At 43.1% G+C, this 23135-nt stretch carries 18 protein-coding genes; 3 read left to right on the forward strand and 15 right to left on the reverse strand.

Translation table 11 applies throughout. The features are described from left to right. Entirely contained in the window at window positions 1–612 is a 612-nt protein-coding gene (locus CGB83_RS18175) for a hypothetical protein (protein ID WP_100077100.1), read from the reverse strand. A 399-nt stretch (window positions 613–1011) separates the two neighbouring features. On the opposite strand from CGB83_RS18175, the gene CGB83_RS18180 reads away from it, so the two are divergent. Further along, window positions 1012–2274, forward strand: coding sequence for an esterase-like activity of phytase family protein (locus tag CGB83_RS18180; protein WP_100077101.1), 1263 nt, complete (start codon window positions 1012–1014; stop codon window positions 2272–2274). A 64-nt stretch (window positions 2275–2338) separates the two neighbouring features. Here CGB83_RS18180 and tpiA read toward each other — a convergent pair whose 3' ends face one another. The 4 genes from tpiA to CGB83_RS18200 form a co-directional block, all read right to left on the reverse strand. Continuing rightward, on the reverse strand, window positions 2339–3097 hold the full coding sequence (gene tpiA, locus CGB83_RS18185; RefSeq protein WP_100077102.1) for a triose-phosphate isomerase: 759 nt from the start codon (window positions 3095–3097) through the stop codon (window positions 2339–2341). Window positions 3098–3184: 87 nt separating this feature from the next. Further along, window positions 3185–3541, reverse strand: a complete 357-nt coding sequence (locus tag CGB83_RS18190) for a tellurite resistance TerB family protein (protein ID WP_100077103.1) — start codon at window positions 3539–3541, stop codon at window positions 3185–3187. Between the two features lie 131 nt (window positions 3542–3672). Beyond that, window positions 3673–4785: a BT_3928 family protein gene (locus tag CGB83_RS18195; protein ID WP_100077104.1), complete on the reverse strand. Its 1113-nt coding sequence runs from the start codon at window positions 4783–4785 to the stop codon at window positions 3673–3675. 1 nt (window position 4786) lies between these two features. Further along, a complete protein-coding gene (locus tag CGB83_RS18200) occupies window positions 4787–5353 on the reverse strand; it encodes a DUF1599 domain-containing protein (protein WP_100077105.1) in 567 nt (188 codons plus the stop codon). A gap of 360 nt (window positions 5354–5713) precedes the next feature. Here CGB83_RS18200 and folP point away from each other — a divergent pair, with 360 nt between their 5' ends. Further along, on the forward strand, window positions 5714–6565 hold the full coding sequence (folP, locus tag CGB83_RS18205; RefSeq protein ID WP_100077106.1) for a dihydropteroate synthase: 852 nt from the start codon (window positions 5714–5716) through the stop codon (window positions 6563–6565). 253 nt (window positions 6566–6818) lie between these two features. On the opposite strand, the gene CGB83_RS18210 is transcribed toward folP, so the two are convergent. From CGB83_RS18210 to alaS, 6 genes are all read right to left on the reverse strand, one after another. Further along, the gene (locus tag CGB83_RS18210) at window positions 6819–7055 is read right to left on the reverse strand and encodes a hypothetical protein (RefSeq protein WP_100077107.1); all 237 of its coding nucleotides are present in this window, start codon (window positions 7053–7055) and stop codon (window positions 6819–6821) included. Between the two features lie 21 nt (window positions 7056–7076). Next, window positions 7077–9485, reverse strand: a complete 2409-nt coding sequence (locus tag CGB83_RS18215) for a hypothetical protein (protein ID WP_100077108.1) — start codon at window positions 9483–9485, stop codon at window positions 7077–7079. 102 nt (window positions 9486–9587) lie between these two features. Continuing rightward, entirely contained in the window at window positions 9588–11399 is a 1812-nt protein-coding gene (locus CGB83_RS18220) for a cytochrome-c peroxidase (RefSeq protein WP_100077109.1), read from the reverse strand. Between the two features lie 62 nt (window positions 11400–11461). Then, on the reverse strand, window positions 11462–12940 hold the full coding sequence (locus CGB83_RS18225; protein ID WP_100077110.1) for a PhoX family protein: 1479 nt from the start codon (window positions 12938–12940) through the stop codon (window positions 11462–11464). Window positions 12941–13174: 234 nt separating this feature from the next. Further along, window positions 13175–15637, reverse strand: coding sequence for a DUF5686 family protein (locus CGB83_RS18230; RefSeq protein WP_100077111.1), 2463 nt, complete (start codon window positions 15635–15637; stop codon window positions 13175–13177). 174 nt (window positions 15638–15811) lie between these two features. Continuing rightward, entirely contained in the window at window positions 15812–18415 is a 2604-nt protein-coding gene (gene alaS / locus CGB83_RS18235) for an alanine--tRNA ligase (protein WP_100077112.1), read from the reverse strand. Window positions 18416–18892: 477 nt separating this feature from the next. Here alaS and msrB point away from each other — a divergent pair, with 477 nt between their 5' ends. Next, complete coding sequence (gene msrB / locus CGB83_RS18240) at window positions 18893–19981, forward strand: peptide-methionine (R)-S-oxide reductase MsrB (protein ID WP_100077657.1); 1089 nt, start codon at window positions 18893–18895, stop codon at window positions 19979–19981. On the opposite strand, the gene CGB83_RS18245 is transcribed toward msrB, so the two are convergent. The 4 genes from CGB83_RS18245 to CGB83_RS18260 all read right to left on the reverse strand — a co-directional run bounded on the left by CGB83_RS18245 (window position 19914) and on the right by CGB83_RS18260 (window position 23124). Then, a complete protein-coding gene (locus CGB83_RS18245; RefSeq protein ID WP_100077113.1) occupies window positions 19914–20606 on the reverse strand; it encodes a hypothetical protein in 693 nt (230 codons plus the stop codon). The genes msrB and CGB83_RS18245 overlap by 68 nt on opposite strands. Continuing rightward, complete coding sequence (locus CGB83_RS18250; protein ID WP_100077114.1) at window positions 20603–21235, reverse strand: hypothetical protein; 633 nt, start codon at window positions 21233–21235, stop codon at window positions 20603–20605. Before CGB83_RS18250 ends, CGB83_RS18245 begins: the two co-directional genes overlap by 4 nt. A gap of 142 nt (window positions 21236–21377) precedes the next feature. Then, the gene (locus CGB83_RS18255; RefSeq protein WP_100077115.1) at window positions 21378–22223 is read right to left on the reverse strand and encodes an ABC transporter permease; all 846 of its coding nucleotides are present in this window, start codon (window positions 22221–22223) and stop codon (window positions 21378–21380) included. Continuing rightward, window positions 22216–23124 (reverse strand): ABC transporter ATP-binding protein, encoded by a 909-nt coding sequence (locus CGB83_RS18260; RefSeq protein WP_100077116.1) that lies wholly within the window; start codon window positions 23122–23124, stop codon window positions 22216–22218. The genes CGB83_RS18255 and CGB83_RS18260 overlap by 8 nt, the downstream gene beginning before the upstream one ends. Window positions 23125–23135 lie beyond the last annotated feature (11 nt).

The following is a 23135-nucleotide window of genomic DNA, read 5'->3' on the forward strand; positions in this document are numbered from 1 at the left end:
TTATTTTACAACAAATACAATATTCATGAAACTCGCATCAGTGGCATTGTTGCTGACGGTATAGCTCATTAGCCCGTTGGCATCAATGCTTACGTTGGTAAATACATTGGTATCGTAATAGGTAATATAGTATTCCAGGTCATTTTTGCCTAGAACCGGTATTTTTCCTGCAGCTCCCGTGCTTGAAGCCTGTGGTGCCGTAAACTGGTTGTAATACAATTGGTAAAGATCCTTCGTCTTGGCTCCCAGTGAAGTGGTGTCAAAGAGAATAGAAGGCATGTAGAAAAATTTAGGCATCGTCAGGCCTACCCATTTAGAGATTCCGTTATTATAATAATAAAATCCGGGACTGGTAACATTGGAAGTTTTAGTCGTGGAAGCCGAAGGAGCAGCTGTTACATATACCACCGCAGCATTTTGGTCTGCACCGTACAGGTTGTCTCTGGAAGCCAGTTCCGTTCCGGATAAACGCACGGTAAGTAAACCTTCAGGCTGTGAAGTAGCAGATTTATTCATGTCCAGTGTAGCCTTTGGAGCAGTGTTATTAATGCCTACCTGGGCGTAAAAAGTTGCTGTGATTGAAAAGCAGATAACCGAAATAAAATTCTTCATATGTTTTATAATTTTTTGCAAAATTAAAATTTAATATCTGAAATATAGCATAAAACCTGCATATTTTGAATGGCTTATCATAATAATGATAATAATCATATTTGGTGGTATTATGATATTTTTTGTCATATTTTTATTGAGGTATATCATTATTTTATTTTAATTGATTTTAAATGAATTATATTTTTTTATAATTGAATAAAAGAGTAAAACGTTTAAATTTAATTTGGATGATGGAATGTCAGATATTCATTTTTAATTACAACTTTTGAGAAATATTTTAATTGAAAATCAATGATAAGGGCTCCGGATTCAGTCCGTATATTTAAGAAAGACTTATTATTGCGTTTACGATAGGTTCATGTATCATGACTATTTTCGCGGTCAGGATACAGCAATATGAAAAGAATACTATTATCTGTGCTCACACTTACTGCCATAGTGGCCTGTAAAGATGATGACACTATCAATACTCAGGAAATCAACTATTCAAAACTTCCTCAGGAATTTCCTTTTTCAACCCTGGCAACCGTTAGCGGTGTCGGAGTCATCAACGGGGGTTTCGGATCTGGTGCGGCGGCGCATCCTACCAGAAAAGGAGAGTTTTATGTGATTACGGACCGTGGTCCTAATACAGACTACCTTGCCGGGAAAAAATTCCTGGTGCCGTCATTCAGTCCTACTATCATGCATTTTAAAATCAATGCGGAAGGGAATATTGAAGTGCTGAACTATATCAAGCTTAAAAATCCTTCAGGCCAGCCGATTACCGGCCTTCCGAATCCTGCAGGGATGGGAAGTACGGGAGAAGTAGCCTATGACGCCAACGGAAATGTGTTAGGAACGGATCCTTACGGAATGGACAGTGAAAGCATTGTGGCAGCAGCAGACGGGACATTCTGGGTATCTGATGAGTATGGCCCGCATATCGTCCATTACAGTGCAGACGGGGTGGAATTGGAAAGAATCAGCCCGATCGGGGTGAATACGGGAACCAGAAAACTGCCTGCCGTTTTAGCCAAAAGAAGGGCAAACAGAGGAATGGAAGGTTTGTGCATTACTCCGGACGGAAAAACGCTCGTAGGAACCATACAATCGATGATGTATGTGCCGTCTAAAAGCCTTGCGACAAACAAAACCTTAATCAGGATTGTCACTTTTGATATTGCCAGCGGCCAGACAAAACAGTTCCTGTATCAGCAGGATGGAGGGGCTTCTGATTCCGTGTGTGATATCACCGCGTTGAGCAGTACGGAATTTCTGGTTATCGAAAGAGACGGCAACTTCGGATCCCAGGGCGGGATTAAAAAAGTATACAGGATCAACCTGTCAGGAGCGTCTGATGTCAACGGAACAGACCTGAGTGCTGTCAATGGAATGCTGATCAACGGAAAAGCACTGGAACAATGCACCTGGGCTGAAATTACAGCGGCCGGACTGAAACCGGTTTCCAAAACCCTTGCCGTAGACCTGGTGTCTAAAATAGGCTATGAACACGACAAGTTTGAAGGACTGGTGTATTTAGGGAACAATAAAATTGCGGTCTTTAACGATGACGATTTCGGGATTGTAGATGACGGAAACGGGAACCCTAAAGCTAAGATACTTCCCAAGACAGGAAAAGTAGATAAAGGAACAATGTATGTAGTGGATATTCAGTAATAATTAGATTTTTTTTAAACCCGGCGGAACAAAGTTCCGCCGGGTCTTTTATGCTTTGCCTTCCTTAATTGAATGCTTCAATGATTTTTGAAAAATCCTCCAGCTTCAGTGCGGCACCGCCGATCAGTCCGCCGTCGATATCCGGTTGGGAGAAAATTTCTTTGGCATTGTCAGGCTTCACCGAACCCCCGTAAAGAATAGATACTTCATCAGCTACTTCCTGCCCGTACTTTCCGGCTATCGTGTTTCTGATGTGAGCATGGATTTCCTGTGCCTGTTCCGGGCTTGCTGTTTCGCCTGTCCCGATGGCCCATACTGGTTCGTAAGCAATCACCACGTTCTTAATGTCTTCTGCAGAAAGGGTGAACAGGGCTACCTCTGTCTGGTTTTTAACTACTTCCAGGTGCTGGCCTGCTTTTCTCTGGTCAAGTGTTTCCCCGTTGCAGTATACAGGTGTAAGACCTTTATCCAGGGCCAGCTTGATTTTGCGGTTGCAGTGTGAATCTGTTTCACCATGGTACTGCCTTCTTTCTGAATGCCCGATCAGTGATCCGGTGGCCTCAATAGATTCCAGCATTTCAGCCGAGATTTCTCCTGTGTAAGCTCCGCTCTCATGTTCGCTCATGTCCTGGGCAAAAACACCGATTTCATCCTTTTCAAAGATATCCCTGGCCATCATCAGGTATAATGAAGGTGGCGCAATCCAAACCTCGCACTGGGTAGTATGGTTATTTTTATAGCTTAGCAACTGTACCATCAACTGCTGTGCATCGATGACATTTTTGTTCATTTTCCAGTTTCCTGCTACGATCTTTTTTCTCATAGTTGATATTTAGAAATTATATTTTAGGTATTGAATGTATCAGCAAGCTGATAAACTATGTAAGTCTGATCTTGCTGATCTTTTTAATTAATTAGACGAAATATTCCACGTTTTCTTCAGCAGCGTATAATAGCTGTGTTCTTCATCGCTTACCTTATCATCTGCTTTAATCAGGGTTTTGGCAAACTGGATGAATTTTTTACGTTCCTCCTCTGTGGAATCTTCATAAAAGCATCCCGCATGAAACTCAAAATGGCTTTTCCATTCTTCCGGTTTCAGCATGGCCAATGTATCAAGTTCGTCATCCAGTTCTGTCCTGAAGGGAAATTCATCCGCCAGGTACTGCTGCACGATCATGCCTTCTTCAGGAGCGAATTCTCCGTCTACAGAAGAAAGGATCATTAATAAATGGTAACCGGCAATCGGTTTATTTGATTTCTGCATTATGATGTAGTATTATTTAAAGTTATATTTTATAGGGTCAATAGTCAATTCCTTCCGGTCAATAGTGAATTTTATGTTGTTTAAAATTCACTTGCGCAGCAAGATTGACCATTCACATTCACCCACCGCCCTTATTGCACATAATCTTTCGCAGGCTGCTTGTCCACAATTTTCCCGTTCTGCAACACCAGGACAAATGGATTGCTTCTGGCTATGGTTTTAATAGCCGTTCCGTCCATCATGGTGTTTTTAATGGTTTTAAAAGTATTGGGATCTGTGGAAACGCCATATACCAAAGCTCCTTTCTGTGCATTTGCCTTTCGCTCTACTTTACCAAGCAGTTCCGGAGAAACGTCTTTGGGATGGTAAGAGAAAACCAGGATGGCTTTAGGAGCATTGATCACTTCATCTGTGATTTCCATTCCTGTAGGATCCTCAATTTTAAACTTGACAATCTCAGATTTGTAGCCTTCCTTCACCAGGACAGATTCATTTTTCCCTTCCTCGATTTTCCAGGGTGATCCTGCATCCCAGTATTTTTTATCATTGATATAATCATCCTGGTTTACTTTCAGCACTTCACCCGTCTTCTGGTTTTTGAGGGTGTAAAAAGTCTTGTATTCAGAAGGGTTTTTATTGATTTTAATTTTTTCTTGCTTCAGGTCAGTACCTATTTTGTAATCCCTGAAATCAATGATCGGTTCATGCATGATTCCCTGTGCCATACAATAGATCATACCAAGTGAGAGCAGTCCTAAAACGATATACTTCCAGGTTGCTGATGATCTTCCGGTCACCGTGTAATTGTATTCGTCTTTTTTCCTGAATTCTTTCCGGTACAGTGCAACAAGGATGATGAGTCCTACTAACAGGACAATATCTTTGATAAAGCTCTGCCACGGGGTAAACTTAATCGCGTCACCGAAACATCCGCAGTCTGTCACGACATTATAATAGGCAGAATAAAATGTAAGGAAACCGAAAAATACACAGAGTGCAATAAGCGCTGAAAGGGTAAACCTGAGCTTCAGCTTCAGCAGCAGCATCAATCCCAGCAAAAGTTCCAGTATGACAACAATAATGGAGAACAGCAGGGCAAACTTTTCGAAAAAAGGCATATTGAAAACAGCAGGGGAGAAATATTCCTCCATTTTAAACGAAAACCCCACCAGATCCACTGCTTTTACAAAGCCTGAAAGAATGAAAATCAACGCGATGATGCAACGCAATATACCTTTGATCATATTAAATAGTTTTAGGTTGGAATTCCTGGGCTTGTTCTGAGAATTTAATCAGGCAGAAGACTGCATAGTTCAGCATGTCGAAATAATTGGCTTCCAGGCCTTCGGAAACAATTGTTTTTCCCTGGTTGTCTTCAATCTGCTTGGTCCTCAGTACTTTCTGGTAAATCAGGTCTGTGATGGATGAAATCCTCATATCTCTCCAGGCTTCCCCGTAGTCATGGTTCTTCTTTTCCATCAGGACACGGGCTTCATTGGCATACCGGTCATACAGGCTCATGATTTCCTCATTGTTTTCATTGAAATCATTGGACATCCCTTTTTCCAGCTGGATCAGCCCGACAATGGAATAATTCACGATGGCTACGAACTCATCTTCCTCGCTTTCATCAATCATCTTTTTATCGGTCATCTGCAGGGTACGGATCCGGTTGACTTTAATGTAAATCTGATCGGTTATCGAGCTGGGCCTTAATACCCTCCAGGCCGCTCCGTAATCCTGTAACTTTTTGCTGAAAAGATCCCGGCAGTCGGCAACGACCTTCTGAAACTGTACTGAAGTCTTTAACATAAATTCTCTTAATCTTTCAAAGATACAAAATAGGTTTTAGGTAGCGGGAATGGGGGATTTTAATTTTTGAATTATATAAATTTTAGATGAGAGATAATAGATAATAGACGGATAGATGATAGACATAGGAGGGGGTATTGAGAGTTTTATTCCGGTAGCTAGTACTACTCCGCAGTTAAAAATCCATACTGCATACTGCATACTGCTACTATAGCTGCTAACCTCTAATATCTGAAATCTGACGTCTGATATCTAAAATCTAAAATCCTTAACATCCCATCTATCATCTATCCCTCTATCATCTCTCATCTAAAATCTAAAATTACTTTCTATTTTTGTACTTCCAAAATCTCCGGACTTATGCGTGATCACTTTTTAAACTGCAACGGCAGGCTGATCGATTTACAGATGCCGAAAATCATGGGCATCCTGAACCTTACACCCGATTCTTTTTCAGACGGAGGGAAGTTCAATACGGTACATTCCGCTTTGCGGCATGCGGAAACACTGATCCGTGAAGGTGCTGAAATCATTGATATCGGTCCGCAGTCTACCCGTCCCGGCGCAGAATTTCTCAGCAGTGAAGAAGAGATCCGGAGGCTGGGGAACGTCATTTCCGAGATCAAAAAAGAATTTCCTGGCGTACTCGTGTCACTGGATACGTTTTATGGTGCTACGGTACGCTTTGGCTTCAACGAAGGTATTGACATCGTCAACGATATTTCGGCAGGGCAGTTTGATGAAAGCATGTGGCCGGAAGTGGCCGGTACGCGGCTTCCGTACATCGTCATGCACAGTAACCCGGAGTATTCAGCAATGCACCAGAAAATACAGTACGAAGATATTACTTTAGCGGTCAACCGCTACCTGATGGAGAAAACCAGGGCCCTGATGGAATTCGGGATCTATGATGTCATCTTAGATCCCGGATTCGGATTCGGAAAAACGGTGGACGACCAGATGAAGCTGCTGGAGGAAGCCGGTTACCTCGGGTTCGGAAGATTTCCTTTACTCATCGGGATTTCCAGGAAATCATTCATTTACAAGCCACTCGGTAAATCTCCCTCGGACATCAATGAAGAAACCCAGAAGCTGCATCTGAAAGTACTTCAGCAGGGCGCTAAAATCCTCCGGGTACATGACGTAGCCGAAGCGAAAAAAACGGTGGATGAGTTTTTGAGTAGAAGAAGTAAGATTGAAGACGATAGATGATAGATGATAGATGGATAGATAATAGATGGATGTTAAAGATTTTAGATATCAGATATCAGACGTCAGATTTCAGATATTAGAGGTTAGCAGCTATAGTAGCAGTATGTAATATGTAGTATGAATTTTTAACTGCGGAGTAGTACTTGCTACCGGATTAAATTTCTCAATAAAACCTCGACCTTATCTATCATCTATCCGTCTATTATCTCTCATCTAAAATCTATAATCAAATCTAATCTCTGATTTACCTCTTCTAATTAAACTTCGCCATCTTATCTGCAAATTCCCGGGAGAATTCTTTCCGGTCTTCTTCCAGCTTTTCGGTGGTGGCGGGGAGGATATAGTTGAAGAGGATCGTGTCTTCATGGTCCAGGAAAATAAGTTCCTTCTCATTGCCGTCGATCATCTGGGCGAAAATTTCCCACATGGAAGTATCTTTTAGTTTAAGCAATTCAAAAAACTGTTCGGCTTGTACGGTGATATTCTGCATATTGTTGATTTCTTTTCTGTGTTAAAATTCCAGCAGTTTGAGCTTGAACTGTATGGCGAAATTCTGCTTGAAGTTCCGGGTGGTATAATAGCCGACCCGGTAAAACAATCCCAGATTGAAGTAGCTCGAAAGGAAATTGTTCCATTCAAGTCCGACCTCCTGGTATAAGCGGTTCAGCTGCCTGAAACGGAACTGGTGGTATTCCGGATGCTTCATGTATCCGATAGTTCCCCTGAGCACAAAATCGAAGCTTGAGATATTCTGCCCGAAACTTTTGAAATACCATGGCAGCTTATGCGTAAAATAATACGCCACAAAACGGTCGTTATAATATTTACCCCCTTCCAGGGTAGCAAAACCCAGGTAGGACGTAAGGTTGAAGTTGATATCTCGGCTTGGGGAAGCCAGCCCGTTCATCGTGAAGTTTTTCCAGATCGGGGCATCACCCAAGACCAGTCCGCCATAAAGCCTGAAGCCTGTAGTGCCCAGAACGGTTTTAAAATTATGAACGAAAAGGGCATCAAAGCGGGTGTAATTGAAATCACCGCCCAGCAGATGGTAGCTCTGTTCGTAATTGAAGTACAGTTCAGGATACTTCTGGTCAATCAGCGATTTCCCCTGTGGCGTCATGATGTTGGTGGAATTCGGTGAAAACTTCAGGGTAAGCAGCGTATTGAAATTGTCAAAGGAAGATCCCCTGTTCCGGAACTGGTAGTTAAACATAGCCTCCTCATCATTCCGCCTGGCTGCAAAAGCCAGGGTAAGTCCATTGGTAACATCATTCAGGTAGGATATGGAGGCCCCTTTATACCGGAAATATTTATCATTATTCAGATTGTTTCCGTAGTTCATGGTCCGCATTTTAAAGCTCCAGAGCCTCCTGCTGAATTCTCCGGAAGCCGTCACATCATCATAATATTCAACCCGGAAGAACGCATTTTTTTCCAGGGTAGTTTTCATATCGAGCCCTATGCCGTATTTCCAGCGGTCATCCTTAAACCCATAGGCGAAATAGTAATCAGGTGAAAAGTAAGGATTGAAGATTTCGTTCACTTTCGCTTTCAATCCTACCCTGAATCCTTCATACAAATTATAATTTACGATCTCATCCACGGCGAAATCCATCACGCCTACACGTACCTGTCCGTTCAGGAGTGCCGTGAGTACCCTGGCTTTGCTGTCTATATTGTAAATCCTGCCGATGCTGTCGATCGTGGCATAGGTATTCCTTTCGCGTACACTCAGTGGATCAGTACGGTACAGGTTCAGGGATTTCCCGTCTGCATTTTTTACCGAAAACGTATATCCTTTGAAAGCCTCCCGGTTGGTTTCAATAGGAGACTGGTAATCAAAATACCGGGAGCTCAGGAAAGCGTAGGTCCCAAAGCTTCTTTTTTCATTTTTAGATGCTTTTCCGTCCGTGTTTTTTCCCTCCTGCATCTGCATCCTGCTCATTTTCAGCTTCACGGTTTCGTGGGCGAGGAACCATTTATTATTGAAATACGTCCATTCGCTGGTAATGATGCCGTCACTTTTATTTTTGCTGAAATTTTCTATTTTCTTGATGCCGTACGTCTCCGTATCGATATAAATGGCCCCATTGTACCTGGTCTTTCGGTCCGGTTTTTTGTAATTGACCTCACGGAAACGGATCACGAAATTTTTCCTTCCGTCCATGGTTATGGTATCTGTTAAAAAGAACCGGTAAAGCCCTCTGTTTTCCTGCTTCAGCTGGGTAGGGAGGTTGTCCCGGTTGCTCTGCTGCAGGGCAATCATTTCATAAATAGGCTGCTTGAGACCGGAAATCCTGTTGTCCAGGATGTTGATCTTTTCGCCGTATTTTTTTGAGTAGAGGAATTCCTGCGCCCGTTCCCAAAGAAAGAGTTTGCTCTTGGAAAAGATGTTTCTTGCGGAGATATTGTTTAGGGAATCTTTTTTCCTTTTGCGTTTTATAAAATCATGATCGCGGAAGATTTCATTGAACTGCACGAGGCTGTCCTCATCAATATCCATGGATACCTTTTCGTAGGACTTATAGGAGTAGGAATCCAGGCTTTTGGGAGCGTTTTCCCTGAACATCCGTTCTACCATTTTAAGGATTTCCAGCGCCCGGGGGTCACTTTTATCCTTGATAATCACCGCTTCGATATCGGTTGTCTTTGCGGAACCTTTTTTCAGCGCAACCTGAATCGATTTTTCAACGCTCACGCTTTCACTTTGGTACCGGTCTGCCTGTACTTCAATACGGCTGCATGCCGTTTTAAACTCCAGGCTGCCGTCATCGTCCGTATAACCAAGGACAGTATTGTTACAGGATATTGCTGCATGAGAGACGGAAGCTTTCGTTACATCATCAATAACCCTGATTCTTGATTGTGAGTAACCCAGAATAAAGGCCATGAAAAATATAATAAATAAGATCCTTTTCATAAATGCGGATCAAAATTAAGCATATTTCTGATTCCGAAAAAGTTTTCCACCGGAGAATCATCGGCAGTAAAAATAAAATCCCGGAAAATCCGGGATCTATATTCAGTGGTCATTCAATGCATTAAGGAAATCAATGATGGCTGAAGTCTCTTTGTCAGAAAGATTCAGCGGCGTATCTGAAAGCGTCTGGTTATCGGCTTTCAACCCGAATCCTTTCCCTCCGCCTTTATTATAAAATTCCATTACCTCTTTTAACGTTCGATAACCGCCGTTGTGCATATACGGGCCTGTTTTTCCGATGTTCCTGAGCGTAGGGGTTTTGAACGAATGCTGAAGAAATGCTACTGTTCCATGGAATTTCCCTCTTCCCGGATCCTGATCCAGGACCTTATTGGAAGCATTTTCAGCCACGCCCAGTACTTCCTGCTCGGTTTTGGTATAGTTCGGCGGAACCGTACCGTTGAAGAGCGGCAGGAAATGGCAGATGGCACACTGCGCTTTCCCCATAAACAGGTTAAATCCTTTTTTCTGACTTTCCGTCATTGCCTTTTTATCTCCGCGCATGTACCGGTCGAAATCAGAATTAAAAGCAGCCAATGACCGGATGTAGCTTGCCAGCACATTCTGGAGCTGCCAGATCTCGGCATTTTTTCCTTTATAAATCTTCCGGAAGGCAGTACGGTATTCCGGGTCGCTGTTGATTTTGGCAATAATCCTGCTGAGGTCACCGTGCATCTCCTCTTTATTGGTAATCACATCCGAACTCTGCCCTTCAAGGTCATCTTTCCGCATGTCCCAGAACTGTCCGTGCTGAAAAGCCGAATAGCTCAGGGAAGGTGTATTCCTTTTCAGTGGTGAATCGGTGAGTGACATGGATTTTTCCATGCCATCCGTAAAGGCTTTTTCAGCGACATGGCAGGTAGCACAGCTTCGTGTATTGTTATCGGACAGGATCTTATCGTTGAAGAGCTGTTTGCCTAATTGTACTTTTTCAGGTGACATTTCAAACTGTTTCCCGGGAACAAAGGCATTCGGGTTGAAAGCATTTTTGGAGTAAAATGTGCGGACGTTTTTATTCAGTGCCGAGGTTACTTCTATGGCCGGGATCTCTTCCTGCTTCTGGAAATCGATCATCAGCGAAGTAATGGTGTTCAGGTGCTCCGGAATAAAACGGATGTAATCAAACGTGTTTTTGTCCTGATTTTGGCTCAGGTAAGCCTTGGCAGCCTCGATCTCCTTGCTGATCTGTTTAAGCGATTTTTCCTTCGACCGTTCTGTGGAAATCAGCTGCAGTGTTTTCTTAACAGCATGCAATGCATAGGGCATTTCCTTTAAAAAAGTTCCGGATACCGGAGTGTCAAATCCTGCAATCCCCAGGCTGGAGATCCGGAATGCTTCCTGCCTCAGCGCATCGAAAACCTGGTCTTTGGAAATGGTGATAGCCTGGAAGTTGACTTTGATTGCGTTGCTTTTGTTGGTGAGGTTTTTCAGCATCCGGATCACCTCATTTTTATTGGCCGGATCATAAGGGTACAGCAGCTCTTCCAGCACCTGGAGCCCTTCGGGTTCTATTTCCACATGCTCCTGCATCTCGATCTCAGGTAAAGCCGGGCCGTTGATGAAACGGGCTGTCTGGGGAAGGAAATATTCCACAGCCCATTCCATTTTCTTATAGGTGGTTCTCAGTGTTTCAAATTGTTTCTGAAGATCAGCATGTTCCGGATTTCCGGATACGGTTGTGATAAGTGCATTGGTCTGCTTCAGAAAGTCTGTATTGGTCCTGAAAATGTCTTTTTTTACTTCAGCAAGGTCGTCATGAACCGGCTGCTGGTTCTGGGTGCACTGTAATGCCCCGAATACGGCAAAAGTGATGAAAAGAAAAACAGATAACGGGTATTTTAAAAGGATTTTCATATGTATGAAAAAGTATCAATAGAATTTCTCCTACTGATACTCTGTATTAATGAATGATACAATTATTTCTGAACGTTTCTGATGATCAGGATCTGTCCGCCTTCCTTATTGGTGTTTACTCCGGCACCGTCTGCATTGGCGAACGCATCTTTCTGCCATGTGTGCGAGTGGATGTTCACGGCAAAGGTGTTAGGAACCCCGATGATGTCTGAGATATCAACCATGGCTCCGTATTCCCATGATCCAAGCTTGGTAAGCTGGCCGGATTGGTTGTAAGAAGCCTGCCATGCCGCATCGTTCCTGTTATGCTTCATATTCAGCCATGGCTTGTACTGTTTCGTTTTGATGTCCAGCTGCCAAATGTATGAGTCGTGGGTAGCGGCAGGGTAGTAAGAATCCCCGTCTTCCTGGATGTATACATAATTTTCCGTTACACAAAGGTTATCCGGGTTGATCAGGTTGCTTCCCGGGCTGGAATCTCCTTCAGCGACCAGTTCAAGCTTTCCGGTCAGCATATTGCTTTCATTCAGGACCAGTTTATATACTCTTCCCCACATGGTAAGTCCGGCTTTAGGGTTCACTCCGTCCGAAGACTCCCCGGTAGCGGTGAAGTAGATTTCTCTTCCTTTTCCGGCTCCTTTTCTGTAATCCACGTCCTCTACTCTTGAGAAACGGATCGCATTGTTATCGATGTTCTTCTGGTTGATCTGGGCACCGGTCAGGGATTTGGCATTTTGGATCTCTACGAATTCCACATCATACTGGTTCCCTTTGGTCATATTGGTCTCCGTATAATTGCTGTTGGTTCTTTTCAGTGCATACAGTTTTCCGTTGTTCAGGTCACCCTGGGTATCGGAAACATACATGATCAATTGCCCGGCAGACTGGTGCGAAGAGCTGAAAGACTGGTCTTCACCAATCAGGATATAGGTCTTACCGTTGGAAACGTCTTTAGGAAGCGGAACGGCATTTTCCATCGATGCTTTTCCTAAAGCAGGCTTTACCCTTGACTGATCTGCAGCCTGGGACGCCGGCGACAGCGGGTTTATAGCATGCACCATACTTTCTTCACCGGATTCTCCTGCCGTAAGGAATGCGCTGAAGCCATGTTCAGCTACGGTAGCCAGTGTTGCAGAACATAATCTGGTCATTCCCCCGATTCCGTTCAGGATGTATTCCCCTTTTACCGGTCTGAAACTTTTATCAAGGTATACTCTGGATACCGATTTGGTAATTTCATGATTGGTAATCATCAGGTATCCGTCTGAACTCGGGTCCTTCATGATTCCCATTCCGTCCGGCTGGCCTGCGAAGACGAAGTTCGGGCTTCCGGCAAGGACATCGGAGCTGGAAATCAGCGTTGTAATGGTAAGGTTTTCAAAGCCGCTCATGGCATAGGCAAATGCGGGCTCTTTAGAAAAGTTTTCAATTTTGATGTTCGGGTTTACGGGGTTTTCATTACTGTCTGTCGTATCATCATTACAGTTCTGAAAGATGGTCGCCGCCAGGAATAAGGCACCGATAGTTTTGTAAATTTTCATAATCACTTTTATTTCGATGATGCAAAACTAAAGGTCTATTGTTAACTGTATTTTAAAAACGGGAAGAGTTACATGAACTTTACTTTATTAAAGAATAACCAGTGTTAAGGAAAAGTCAATAATTAGAACCGATCAAAATAGAAGATTGCTGCACCGGAAAATTGTTTGGAAAATACCGGTCTTTCTGAATTCCAGACCATAAAAAACTGCCCCGGTAGAGGCAGTTGATATTGTTTAACGGTCGAAAGCGTTGAATTTTATTTTTATCCCGAAATTGTCGCTGAATTCCGAGGTCCGGTAATAGCCAAGCCGGTAGGAGAACCCAATCCCGAAATTGCTTCCTAAAAACCGGTTCCAGATCAGCCCTGCTTCCTGGTAATAATGATCCAGGACCATAAACTCGAATTTCTGGTGATCGCTGCTGTTCCTGAAATTCCCTATGGCAGACTGGTATTCTACATCAATGCTGGAATACCGTGTGCCCAGAGTCTTAAATTTGAAGGGAAGCGACTGTGAAAGGCGGATCGCCGCAAATGTATCGGTGTAGAACGTTCCTGCCGGCATGGTCGTGAATCCCAGGTTGGTAGGGCTGCCGATATTGGAATACCAATGGTTGTTATTGCGGTCCGTCTGTCCTGCAATTTCAAAGTTTTTCCAGATCGGTGCCGTGCCGGAAGAGAGCCCCCCGAAAAGCTTGATATTGGTTAATCCCGCCGGAGTGCGGAACTGGTGGATCAGCAGGGCATCCAGACGGCTGTAATTCAGGTCGCCGCCAAAGGTTTTCATCCCTTTTTCAAAATTCACATACACCTGCGGATAGCCTTTCTCGAAAGTGAATTTTCCGCTCGGGGTCATGATGTTTTTGTCATTCGGGGCAAACTTCAGGGAAAGGGTAGTGCTGAAATTATCGAAACGATTACCCATGTCTTTATACTCATAATCAAAAAGGGCCTGCTGTTTCTCTTTGTTTACGGCAATCTTCATGCTCAGGGAATTGGAAAGGTCATATAAAAACGAAGCTCCCCATTTCTGATTTTTATAAAATGCTCCGTTATGGATGTCAATATTGATATCCGACAGCTTCATCGGGAGATCCCACATCGCATTGCTGAACCTTCCTGCGGCAAATACATCATCTACATAATCAATCCTGAATACGGATGTCCTTTTATCTGACAGCTTTACATCGAGTCCTAATCCGTATTTGAATCGGCTGTCTTTAAAGCCATAACCGAAATATGCATCCGGAGACCAGGTCTTGCTGAACTTTTCATTGAGTTTTACGCCTGCTCCCAGACGCAGTCCCTGAACCTGGTCGTAGCTGTAAAATTTGGTGATGTCAAAATCGATCATTTTGTACCGTATATTTCCCCGCAGCAGCTGGGTGAGGAAGCTCAGTTTCTTTTCAAACTGGTGCTTTTCCACAAACTGGTCTATTTTAGTGTAGGTAGCACTTTCACGTTCCGTAAGGCTGTCCGTCCTGTACTGATTCAGCTGGCTTCCGTCCGAACTTTTCACTTCAAGGGAATACCCTTTGAAATCCGATGGTTTTACCTCCTCGTTCAGCTGGAAACCGAAGAACCGGTTCTTTACATACAGGTAATTTCCGAATGACTTCTTATTGAATTTTGGCTTTTCGCCTGCTTTGGTACTGTCCTTTTTGGAGGTTTCATAGGTCTGGTCGCCCATTTTTACCTTGATGTCCTCATAATCCAGGAACCATTTATTGTCTATAGACTTCCATACGGAGACAATATTGCCTTCATTGAGTTTCTTACTGGTACTTTCAAACTTTTTCAGGGCAAAGCTTGAGGCATCCACATATATTTTACCGTTGAATTTCCTCGGGTTCTGTTTTTTCTTGTTGGTGATTTCCTTGAATTTGATCACATAGGTTTTCCTGCCCTCCAGTTGTATGGTATCCGAGAGGTAGAAATTGAAAAGGTCCCGGTTTTCAGGCCTCAGCTGGCGGGGTATCCGCTCGAGATTGGAAATGTTGATGGCCAGTGCCTCGTAAATGGGATTCTTGAAGCCTGACATCCGGTTGTCTATGATATTGGTCTTTTCACCGAATTTTCTGGAGTATTTGTATTCCGTTGCTTTTTCCCACAGGAACATCTGGCTGGCCGCAGCGGCATTAATGAAGTCTTCCGCAAGCAGGGAATCCTTTTTTTCTTTGTCTTTCTGTTTGAATTTCCTGTCTTCGGCCCTGGAAAGCGAGTCTTTGCGGGTCGCAATAAAATCCTTGAAGGTATCCACAGAATCTTTATCTACATCAATAGACAGTTTGCTGTAAGCTTTAAATGTATAGGACTCCAGGGATTTAGGTGAATTTTCTTTAGCTCTTTTATTCAGTTCATCCAGGATTCTCAATGCTCTTGGATCGCTTTTGTCATTAATGATCACCCGTTCGATATTATCCCTTTTTTCGGATAGGGGAACCAAAGCGATCTCGACTGTTTTCTTGACGTCTGCTGTCGCATCTTCAAAATTGCTGGTCAGGATCTCTACTTTCCTGCATTTTGTTTTAACGGATAAAAAACCCTGCTCATTGGTTTTCCCGAGCAGCTGATCATCACAGTATACCGCTGCATTGGCCACCGGCTGCCTACTGGCCCTGTTGAGCACCCGGAATTGGGTCTGGCTGAATACCGCCGCACTGAACAACATGAATAATGAGCATAAAAGTTTTATCATTAAGTTTTTATTAATAAGACAAAACTATCAATAAGATAGTTACAAAACCCTACCTAAAAGTATAATATTTTGTTAAAATGAAAATCAGCTGTACCGGTAAGATACAGCTGATATATAAATAATCGGTGCTTTAAATGTTAATGGCACCAGGCTTTTACTATTCTTTAAGGCAGATTAAATGCCCAATGCTTTTTGATAGGCATTTTCCAGGCCGTCAAGGTTTTTACCGCCGGCTGTCGCAAAACCCGGATTTCCGCCGCCGCCGCCCTGGATTTCCCTGGCCAGGTCTTTCACGATGGCTCCTGCCTGATAGCTTGAAGCCAGGTCATCCGAAACTCCCACTGTAATCATCGGTTTCCCATCTGCATCAGAAAGGATCACCGTAACAGAAGAAGGGATTTCTTTTTTCAGCTGGAATACGATGTCCTTTACTGAACCGGCATCCAGGGACGTCTTTTTAACCAGAAGCTGCTTATCGCCTTTTTGTTCGTAAGCGTTTTTCCAGTCTCCGATTTCTCCCTTGGCTTTTTCCTTTTTCAGGGCATCCACTTCAGATTTCAATGCCGTATTTTCTTCAATCAGCTTCTCAATCGATCGTACAATATCTTTAGATTTCAGCAGCTGGGACAGTTCAGTCACCTGTTTTTCAAGGTTTTTGAAATACTCTTCCGCTTTATCCCCGGAAATAGCCTCAATCCTCCTGATTCCCGCAGCTGCAGAACTTTCCGAAACAATTTTGAAATGGCCGATTTCACTGGTGTTTTTCACATGGGTTCCCCCGCAAAGCTCCTTCGAGCTCCCGAACTGGATCATCCTCACGCTGTCGCCGTATTTCTCGCCGAACAAAGCCATAGCCCCTTTCTCCATGGCTTCCTTGATCGGAATGTTCCTGAATTCCTGGAGTGCAATACTTTCTTTAATCCGGGCATTCACTTTATTCTCAACCGAAGCCAGTTCTTCCTCCGTCATTTTATTGAAATGCGAAAAGTCGAAACGAAGGTAGTCCGGACCTACAAAAGACCCTTTCTGCTCTACATGGGTGCCTAAAATCTCTCTTAGCGCTTCATGCAGCAGGTGGGTAACGGAGTGGTTGGCCTGGGAATTCTTCCTGTCAGTGGTATTCACTTTAGCGTAAAAAACAGCACCCGCATCTTTCGGAAGCCCGTTGATCAGGGAAATGATCAGTCCGTTTTCCTTTTTTGTTTCCAGTACTTCAAAGCTTTCTACAGCATTTTCCAGAACTCCTTTATCGCCTATCTGGCCTCCACCTTCCGGATAAAAAGGAGATTCGCTTAATACCACTTGGTAGAATTCACCGTCTTTGTTTTCTACCTTCCTGTATCGGGTGATATAGGTTTCAGATTCAAACTGGTCATAGCCTACAAAGTTTTCAGGTTTTTCTTCCAGCGTTACCCAGTCGTATACCTTTTGTGCAGAATCTGCTTTTGAGCGCTGCTTCTGTTCATTCAGGGCCACTTTGAAGGCTTCTTCGTCAATGGTCAGCCCTTTCTCCTCTGCAATAATTCTTGTTAAATCATCCGGGAAGCCATAGGTGTCATATAATTCAAAGACTTCTTCAGTCGGTAAAACTTGAGTATTATTTGCGATCGTTTGCTGAATCAGCTTTTCTACCCGGATCAGTCCGTTTTCTATGGTTCTCAGGAAAGATTCTTCTTCACTTTTAATCACCTCAGACACGAGCTTGCCCTGTTTTTCAAGTTCAGGAAAGAATTGGCCCATCTGTTCCTGAAGAACAGCTACCAGCTGGTACAGGAAAGGTTCCTTCATGCCGAGGAAACGGTATGAATAGGAAATACCCCTTCTTAAAATCCTTCTGATCACATATCCTGCACCTCCGTTAGAAGGCAGCTGACCGTCGGCAATAGCAAAAGAAACCGCTCTGATGTGGTCTACCACTACACGGATGGCAATATCCTTCTCATCCTCCAGTATCCCGGTATATTTTTTCCCGGAAAGAGCTTCCACCCTGGCAATCAGTGGGGTGAAAACATCCGTATCATAATTGGAAGACTTACCCTGAAGCGCCATACAGAGACGTTCAAAGCCCATTCCCGTATCCACATGCTGGGCCGGAAGTTTTTCCAGCGTCCTGTCCGCTTTTCTGTTGAATTCCATGAATACCAGGTTCCATACTTCCACCACCTGAGGATGGTCGTTGTTCACCAGTTCCAGTCCGGAAACCTGAGCTTTTTCCTCAGGGGTCCTTAGATCCACATGGATTTCGGAACACGGTCCGCAAGGCCCGCTTTCTCCCATTTCCCAGAAGTTGTCTTTCTTGTTTCCGTTAATGATCCGGTCTTCGGAAATATGGGATTTCCAGAAATCATAGGCATCCTGGTCCCTGTCCAGATTTTCGGAAGCGTCGCCTTCAAAAATGGTCACATACAGGTTTTCTTTAGGAATTCCATAGACTTCCGTCAGCAGTTCCCAGGCAAAAGCAATAGCATCTTTTTTAAAATAATCCCCAAAAGACCAGTTCCCCAACATTTCAAACATGGTGTGGTGGTATGTATCGCGGCCTACATCGTCCAGGTCATTGTGCTTTCCGGATACCCTGAGGCACTTCTGAGTGTCTGCAATACGGGGTGCCGTAGGCGTTTTGTAGCCCAGGAAAAAATCTTTGAACTGCGTCATTCCCGAATTGGAGAACATCAGGGTAGGGTCGTCTTTCAGTACAATTGGTGCTGAAGGGACGATCAGGTGTCCTTTGCTTTTGAAATAGTCTAAAAATTTCTGACGGATCTCTTGTGATGTCATAAGTTTATATTGCTTTGCTTTTGAGCGTTTTTCGATAGAATGCAAATTTAAGATTTTTTATGGAAACCCGTACATAAATACGGGAAACCATAATCTCAGGTAAGGCATATCATTTGAAGCTGTTTCCCGCTTTCTGCACCCGCTGTTTTTCTGGTTTGGGGCGGCGGCTTTGCCGCCGCCCCAAACCAGAAAAATGAGCTCAAACAGAGGCTTCAATCGGGCTAGGTGAAAGGAGCAGTTGAAAATCAGGAGATCAAAAGCATGATCGCGCTACAATACCGTCAGCCAAATTATAAAACAGGTGAACAGAAAACCGCTGAAACTTGTTTTTCGTATATGAATACAGATGTGCGGATGTTCCGGAGCTATGATTCTGATAGACAGGATCAGTGAAAACAGAAATAACTTTGTCGGAAATTTGCCATCTAACAAACGTGAGTCAGTGACCAAAAAATTAAAATGAATAAGAAAATAAAGATGAAAAGCGTATTGATTTTTCTCGGAATATTCCTGGGAATTGCGGTATTTGCCACCAGCTGCGGAGATTCTAAAAAGAAACCTGCTGTTAAAAAAGAAAATGAGACCATTATGGACAATAGAAATGTAAAAGAAGTGTATTTTGCGGGCGGATGTTTCTGGGGAACGGAACATTTTTTCCAGCAGGTAAGAGGGGTAGTGGGAACGGAAGTAGGGTATGCCAACGGAAATAAGGAAAACCCGACTTATGAAGAAGTAGTAAGCCATACCACAGGATTTGCTGAAACCGTGAAAGTGAAATACGACCCGGAGCAGGTAGACCTTAAACTTCTGATTGACCTGTATTTTAAAACCATTGATCCCACCAGCCTGAATAAGCAGGGTAATGACAGGGGAGACCAGTACAGAACGGGAATTTATTCAACAGATAAAGAAACGGAAGCTGTGGTAAAAGCTGAAGTAGCGAAGCTGGCCAGGAATTACAGCAAACCGGTACTGGTAGAAGCCATTCCGCTGAAAAATTTCTACAGGGCAGAAGACTACCATCAGGATTACCTGGATAAAAATCCGGGCGGATACTGCCACATTGAGCCGGGATTGTTTGAAATGGCGAGAAATGCCAACCCGCCTAAAAAAACAACAAAATACCAGAAGCAGGATAAAAAAGTGCTGAAGGAGAAACTGACTGCCGAAGAGTACAACGTTACTCAGGAAAACGGTACAGAAAGAGCATTTCAGAATAAATACTGGGATGAAAAACGAGATGGTATTTATGTGGACATTACAACAGGAGAGCCGCTATTCGTCTCTACGGATAAATTTGAATCAGGCTGCGGATGGCCGAGTTTCTCAAAACCGATTACCAAAAAACTGGTCGAAGAAAAGCTGGACAGATCCCATGGAATGACAAGGGTTGAGGTAAGAAGCAAAACCGGGGATGCGCATCTGGGCCACGTATTCAACGACGGACCTACGGATAAAGGCGGATTGAGATACTGCATTAACAGTGCATCGCTGAAATTCATCCCGAAAGAAGAGATGGAAAAACAGGGATACGGAGATTATATAACATTACTGGATAAGAAGTAAAGTGAAGAGGGGGCTGCCGAAAGGCGGCCTTTTTTATTTCTGCCGGAGCAGGAAACGAAAAAAGAATATAATTCCCTTCTTTAGTCACATTGGATATGAATTCATTAAATCTATTAGAAATGCTTGGCGTACCTTTTTCCCAAGTTATAATAGTATCATTATATAGCAAAGATTCGGATTCTTTTTCTCCTTCTGAAGTATTTTTATAAATTACCGGAACCAGAAAATTACCTGTTTTTTCGATATCAAGAGCATAATTTTCATGTTTTGCAATTGCCATATCGTTAATCAGCGAAGCAAAATCTCCGTAAGTGTTAGTACTGTCTAAAATAAAAGCTATGGCAGTATTCTTCTTATTCCTTTTCTGAAGTTTTTTAAGTTCGGAAACATAGTAACCTGAATTCTTTTTTCCTTCACCAGGACTCACTGGAATTTGTTTAAAATCGCATGTTCTTAAAGGTTCCAGTAACATAGCCGGATCAGATCCTTTTTTAAGTTTGGGCGGAATGCCAAAATCCATGACTACAATTTTGGGTTCATTCATTTTTTTGTTTCCATAATACCAGAACAGTAATGGAATAAGCAAAGCACTGATTAAACCGGGTACATAATATATTCTTCTCATATTAGCTTTCTTTTCAATTGGATGTTCTCCTGAATGCTGAGCATTGAAATATTCAGAAAAAATAAAAACCCAAACAGGACGTAATATGCCTGTTGAGGAAGATATTGGATAAATGATTCAGGCCTGAAAATATGTAAAACAGGTTTTTCCGGCGTGAATTCACCGCCTACTACACAGCCACCATATCTTTCAGACCTGTGAGGATCTTTGTATTCATGGACAGCAAAAAAATGATTCGTTTTTTCAACGTCCACTCCATAGGTATCCTGCTTCGCTAACTTCATGGCATCAATTAAAGCAATGAAATCCTGATACGTATTGTCGTCATTAATCACAAATTCAATCCCCGTTTCTTTTTCATTCCTGGCCTGGAGTTTTTTTAATTCTGAAACATAATACGGCTGGTTTTGTAAAGCGGTGTTCGGTTTTACTGTGATTTTCTTATACTTCCATTTGCGGTACGGCTCAAAAGTATTGAGCTGATTTTCCATTCCCTTTTTAACTTTTGCCGGAAGCCCAAGATCAATCACACTATATTGCGGATGAACCCTTTGGTTTCCATAATACCAGAACAACAGCGGAATAAGCAAAGCACTGATCAGCCCGGGTACATAATAGATCTTTTTCATCGTCTTCATTTTTGATAAAGGTAACAAAAAATTTCATCCGCCAATGATGTACAGGCTTTTGAATATCATTTGAAACCAGACCATTAAAAAAAGTGGCCCGATCCGGGCCACTTCCTGTATCTTGATAAAGGTATTGGTATAATTACCAGTCTCTTTTTTTCAGAATCCAGTACGAAGCAAAAATAAAGATGGCACACCATACCAGGCAGGCAATAAGGCTCTCAACAGGGTAGTGGAATTCATATTTCATACCCAGCAGTTTAGCAGCATTCAGCCTTACCATCGGATTCGGGATCAGGCTGGACATACTTTCCAGAGGGAAAAGTTTGGAAATGAAAAAATCATTCTGTAACACATGGTTTCTCTGTACTTCATTAAGACCGCGTATTTTCTGGAATTTTTCTATGGCTAACAGAATAGCTTCTGCAATCCATAATACAAAAAAAGCAAGGAAAACAAATACTGATTTTCTTAACAGAACCGAAAGGAACATCAGGAAACAGAAAAAAGTAAAGAGCTTCACAAAATAGTTTCCGATAAAAAACATCTCTGCAAAGACCTTATCGGATTCTGTGGTATTGGAATACTGATATCCTAAAAACAGCGTAATACCAAAGACGATCAGTGTAGAAATAATGGTAAAAACAGCAATGGTCAGCAGCTTTGACGTAATAAATTCCTCCCTGCTCAATCCGTCGATGGTGTTCTGCTTGAACATCCTGTTACTGAATTCCTGGCAGATGGAAAACACGATGATGAGGCCGAGGAAGATTTTCAGCAAAGCCACAATCCAGGTGGTGAAGTTCCAGATCTCAGGGAAATTGTAGATTCCCTGCTCCTTAAGATTCACTTTCCCTCCGAAAAGATCGAAATCTACCAGTCCGATGAACAGAAATACGATCAGTATCGCAAAGTACAGGATGCTGAAAACCTTAAAAGGTTTATAAGCCAGGTTTTTATAGTATTCGAGTTTTAATAGTTTAAGCATGGTTCGTGTTTTTTACAAGTTCAAGGAATTGGGTTTCAAGAGACAGTTTCTTTTTCGTGAGATGAGAAAGGAAAATTCCTTTTTCCGCCAGTTTCTGATTCAGCGCTGATGCCGAAACCGACGCGTCTTCCCGGATCTGGGCCTTGATCAGTTCGCCTTCCATACTGACGGATGAGAACCACTTCAGTTCTTCCAGCGTGCTCAGCAGAAGGCTATTGTTATCTGCTTTAAGCTCAAAATATCCTGTATTGCTGGTGATTTCATCCACCCTGCCGGAATAGATTGAATTTCCTTCTTTCAGCACGATGACATGGCTGCATATTTTCTCGATCTCATCCAGCAGGTGGCTTGCAATGATGATCGTAATGCCCTGCTTGGCTATGCTGGTGATGATGTCCCGGATCTGGATGATGCCCTCCGGGTCGAGCCCGTTCGTCGGCTCATCAAGGATCAGCACTTCAGGATTGTTCAGTAAAGCAGAAGCGATGGCCAGACGCTGCTTCATCCCGAGGGAATAGGTTTTGAACACATCTTTTTTCCTTTCTAAAAGTCCTACCGTTTTCAGCACCTCATCGATCCTTCCGTAGGGCGTCCCTTTGATTTCTGCAACGATTTTCAGGTTCTTTTCCGCACTCAGGTACGGATAGAAATTGGGTTGTTCTATAATAGCCCCGATTCTTTTCAGTGTTTCAGGATCTGTACCTTTTTTTCCGAACCAGTACCAGTCGCCGCTGGTAGGATTGATGGTGGAAAGGAGCATTCCGAAGGTCGTGGATTTCCCGCTGCCGTTCGGGCCCAAAAGTCCGTACACATTTCCTTTTTCTACATCAAAAGAAATGTTGTTTACGACAACTCTCTTGAATTTTTTGGTCAGGTTCTTGACCGATAAAATTTTTTCCATGTAATTCGTTT

Source organism: Chryseobacterium camelliae, assembly GCF_002770595.1.
GTDB lineage: Bacteria > Bacteroidota > Bacteroidia > Flavobacteriales > Weeksellaceae > Chryseobacterium > Chryseobacterium camelliae.

What these genes read in the sequence shown, in the direction of transcription:
- CGB83_RS18175 (WP_100077100.1), bottom strand. Translation starts at nt 612, where the DNA reads ATGAAGAATTTTATTTCGGTTATCTGCTTTTCAATCACAGCAACTTTT.
- CGB83_RS18180 (WP_100077101.1), top strand. Translation starts at nt 1,012, where the DNA reads ATGAAAAGAATACTATTATCTGTGCTCACACTTACTGCCATAGTGGCC.
- tpiA (WP_100077102.1), bottom strand. Translation starts at nt 3,097, where the DNA reads ATGAGAAAAAAGATCGTAGCAGGAAACTGGAAAATGAACAAAAATGTC.
- CGB83_RS18190 (WP_100077103.1), bottom strand. Translation starts at nt 3,541, where the DNA reads ATGCAGAAATCAAATAAACCGATTGCCGGTTACCATTTATTAATGATC.
- CGB83_RS18195 (WP_100077104.1), bottom strand. Translation starts at nt 4,785, where the DNA reads ATGATCAAAGGTATATTGCGTTGCATCATCGCGTTGATTTTCATTCTT.
- CGB83_RS18200 (WP_100077105.1), bottom strand. Translation starts at nt 5,353, where the DNA reads ATGTTAAAGACTTCAGTACAGTTTCAGAAGGTCGTTGCCGACTGCCGG.
- folP (WP_100077106.1), top strand. Translation starts at nt 5,714, where the DNA reads ATGCGTGATCACTTTTTAAACTGCAACGGCAGGCTGATCGATTTACAG.
- CGB83_RS18210 (WP_100077107.1), bottom strand. Translation starts at nt 7,055, where the DNA reads ATGCAGAATATCACCGTACAAGCCGAACAGTTTTTTGAATTGCTTAAA.
- CGB83_RS18215 (WP_100077108.1), bottom strand. Translation starts at nt 9,485, where the DNA reads ATGAAAAGGATCTTATTTATTATATTTTTCATGGCCTTTATTCTGGGT.
- CGB83_RS18220 (WP_100077109.1), bottom strand. Translation starts at nt 11,399, where the DNA reads ATGAAAATCCTTTTAAAATACCCGTTATCTGTTTTTCTTTTCATCACT.
- CGB83_RS18225 (WP_100077110.1), bottom strand. Translation starts at nt 12,940, where the DNA reads ATGAAAATTTACAAAACTATCGGTGCCTTATTCCTGGCGGCGACCATC.
- CGB83_RS18230 (WP_100077111.1), bottom strand. Translation starts at nt 15,637, where the DNA reads ATGATAAAACTTTTATGCTCATTATTCATGTTGTTCAGTGCGGCGGTA.
- alaS (WP_100077112.1), bottom strand. Translation starts at nt 18,415, where the DNA reads ATGACATCACAAGAGATCCGTCAGAAATTTTTAGACTATTTCAAAAGC.
- msrB (WP_100077657.1), top strand. Translation starts at nt 18,893, where the DNA reads ATGAAAAGCGTATTGATTTTTCTCGGAATATTCCTGGGAATTGCGGTA.
- CGB83_RS18245 (WP_100077113.1), bottom strand. Translation starts at nt 20,606, where the DNA reads ATGAGAAGAATATATTATGTACCCGGTTTAATCAGTGCTTTGCTTATT.
- CGB83_RS18250 (WP_100077114.1), bottom strand. Translation starts at nt 21,235, where the DNA reads ATGAAAAAGATCTATTATGTACCCGGGCTGATCAGTGCTTTGCTTATT.
- CGB83_RS18255 (WP_100077115.1), bottom strand. Translation starts at nt 22,223, where the DNA reads ATGCTTAAACTATTAAAACTCGAATACTATAAAAACCTGGCTTATAAA.
- CGB83_RS18260 (WP_100077116.1), bottom strand. Translation starts at nt 23,124, where the DNA reads ATGGAAAAAATTTTATCGGTCAAGAACCTGACCAAAAAATTCAAGAGA.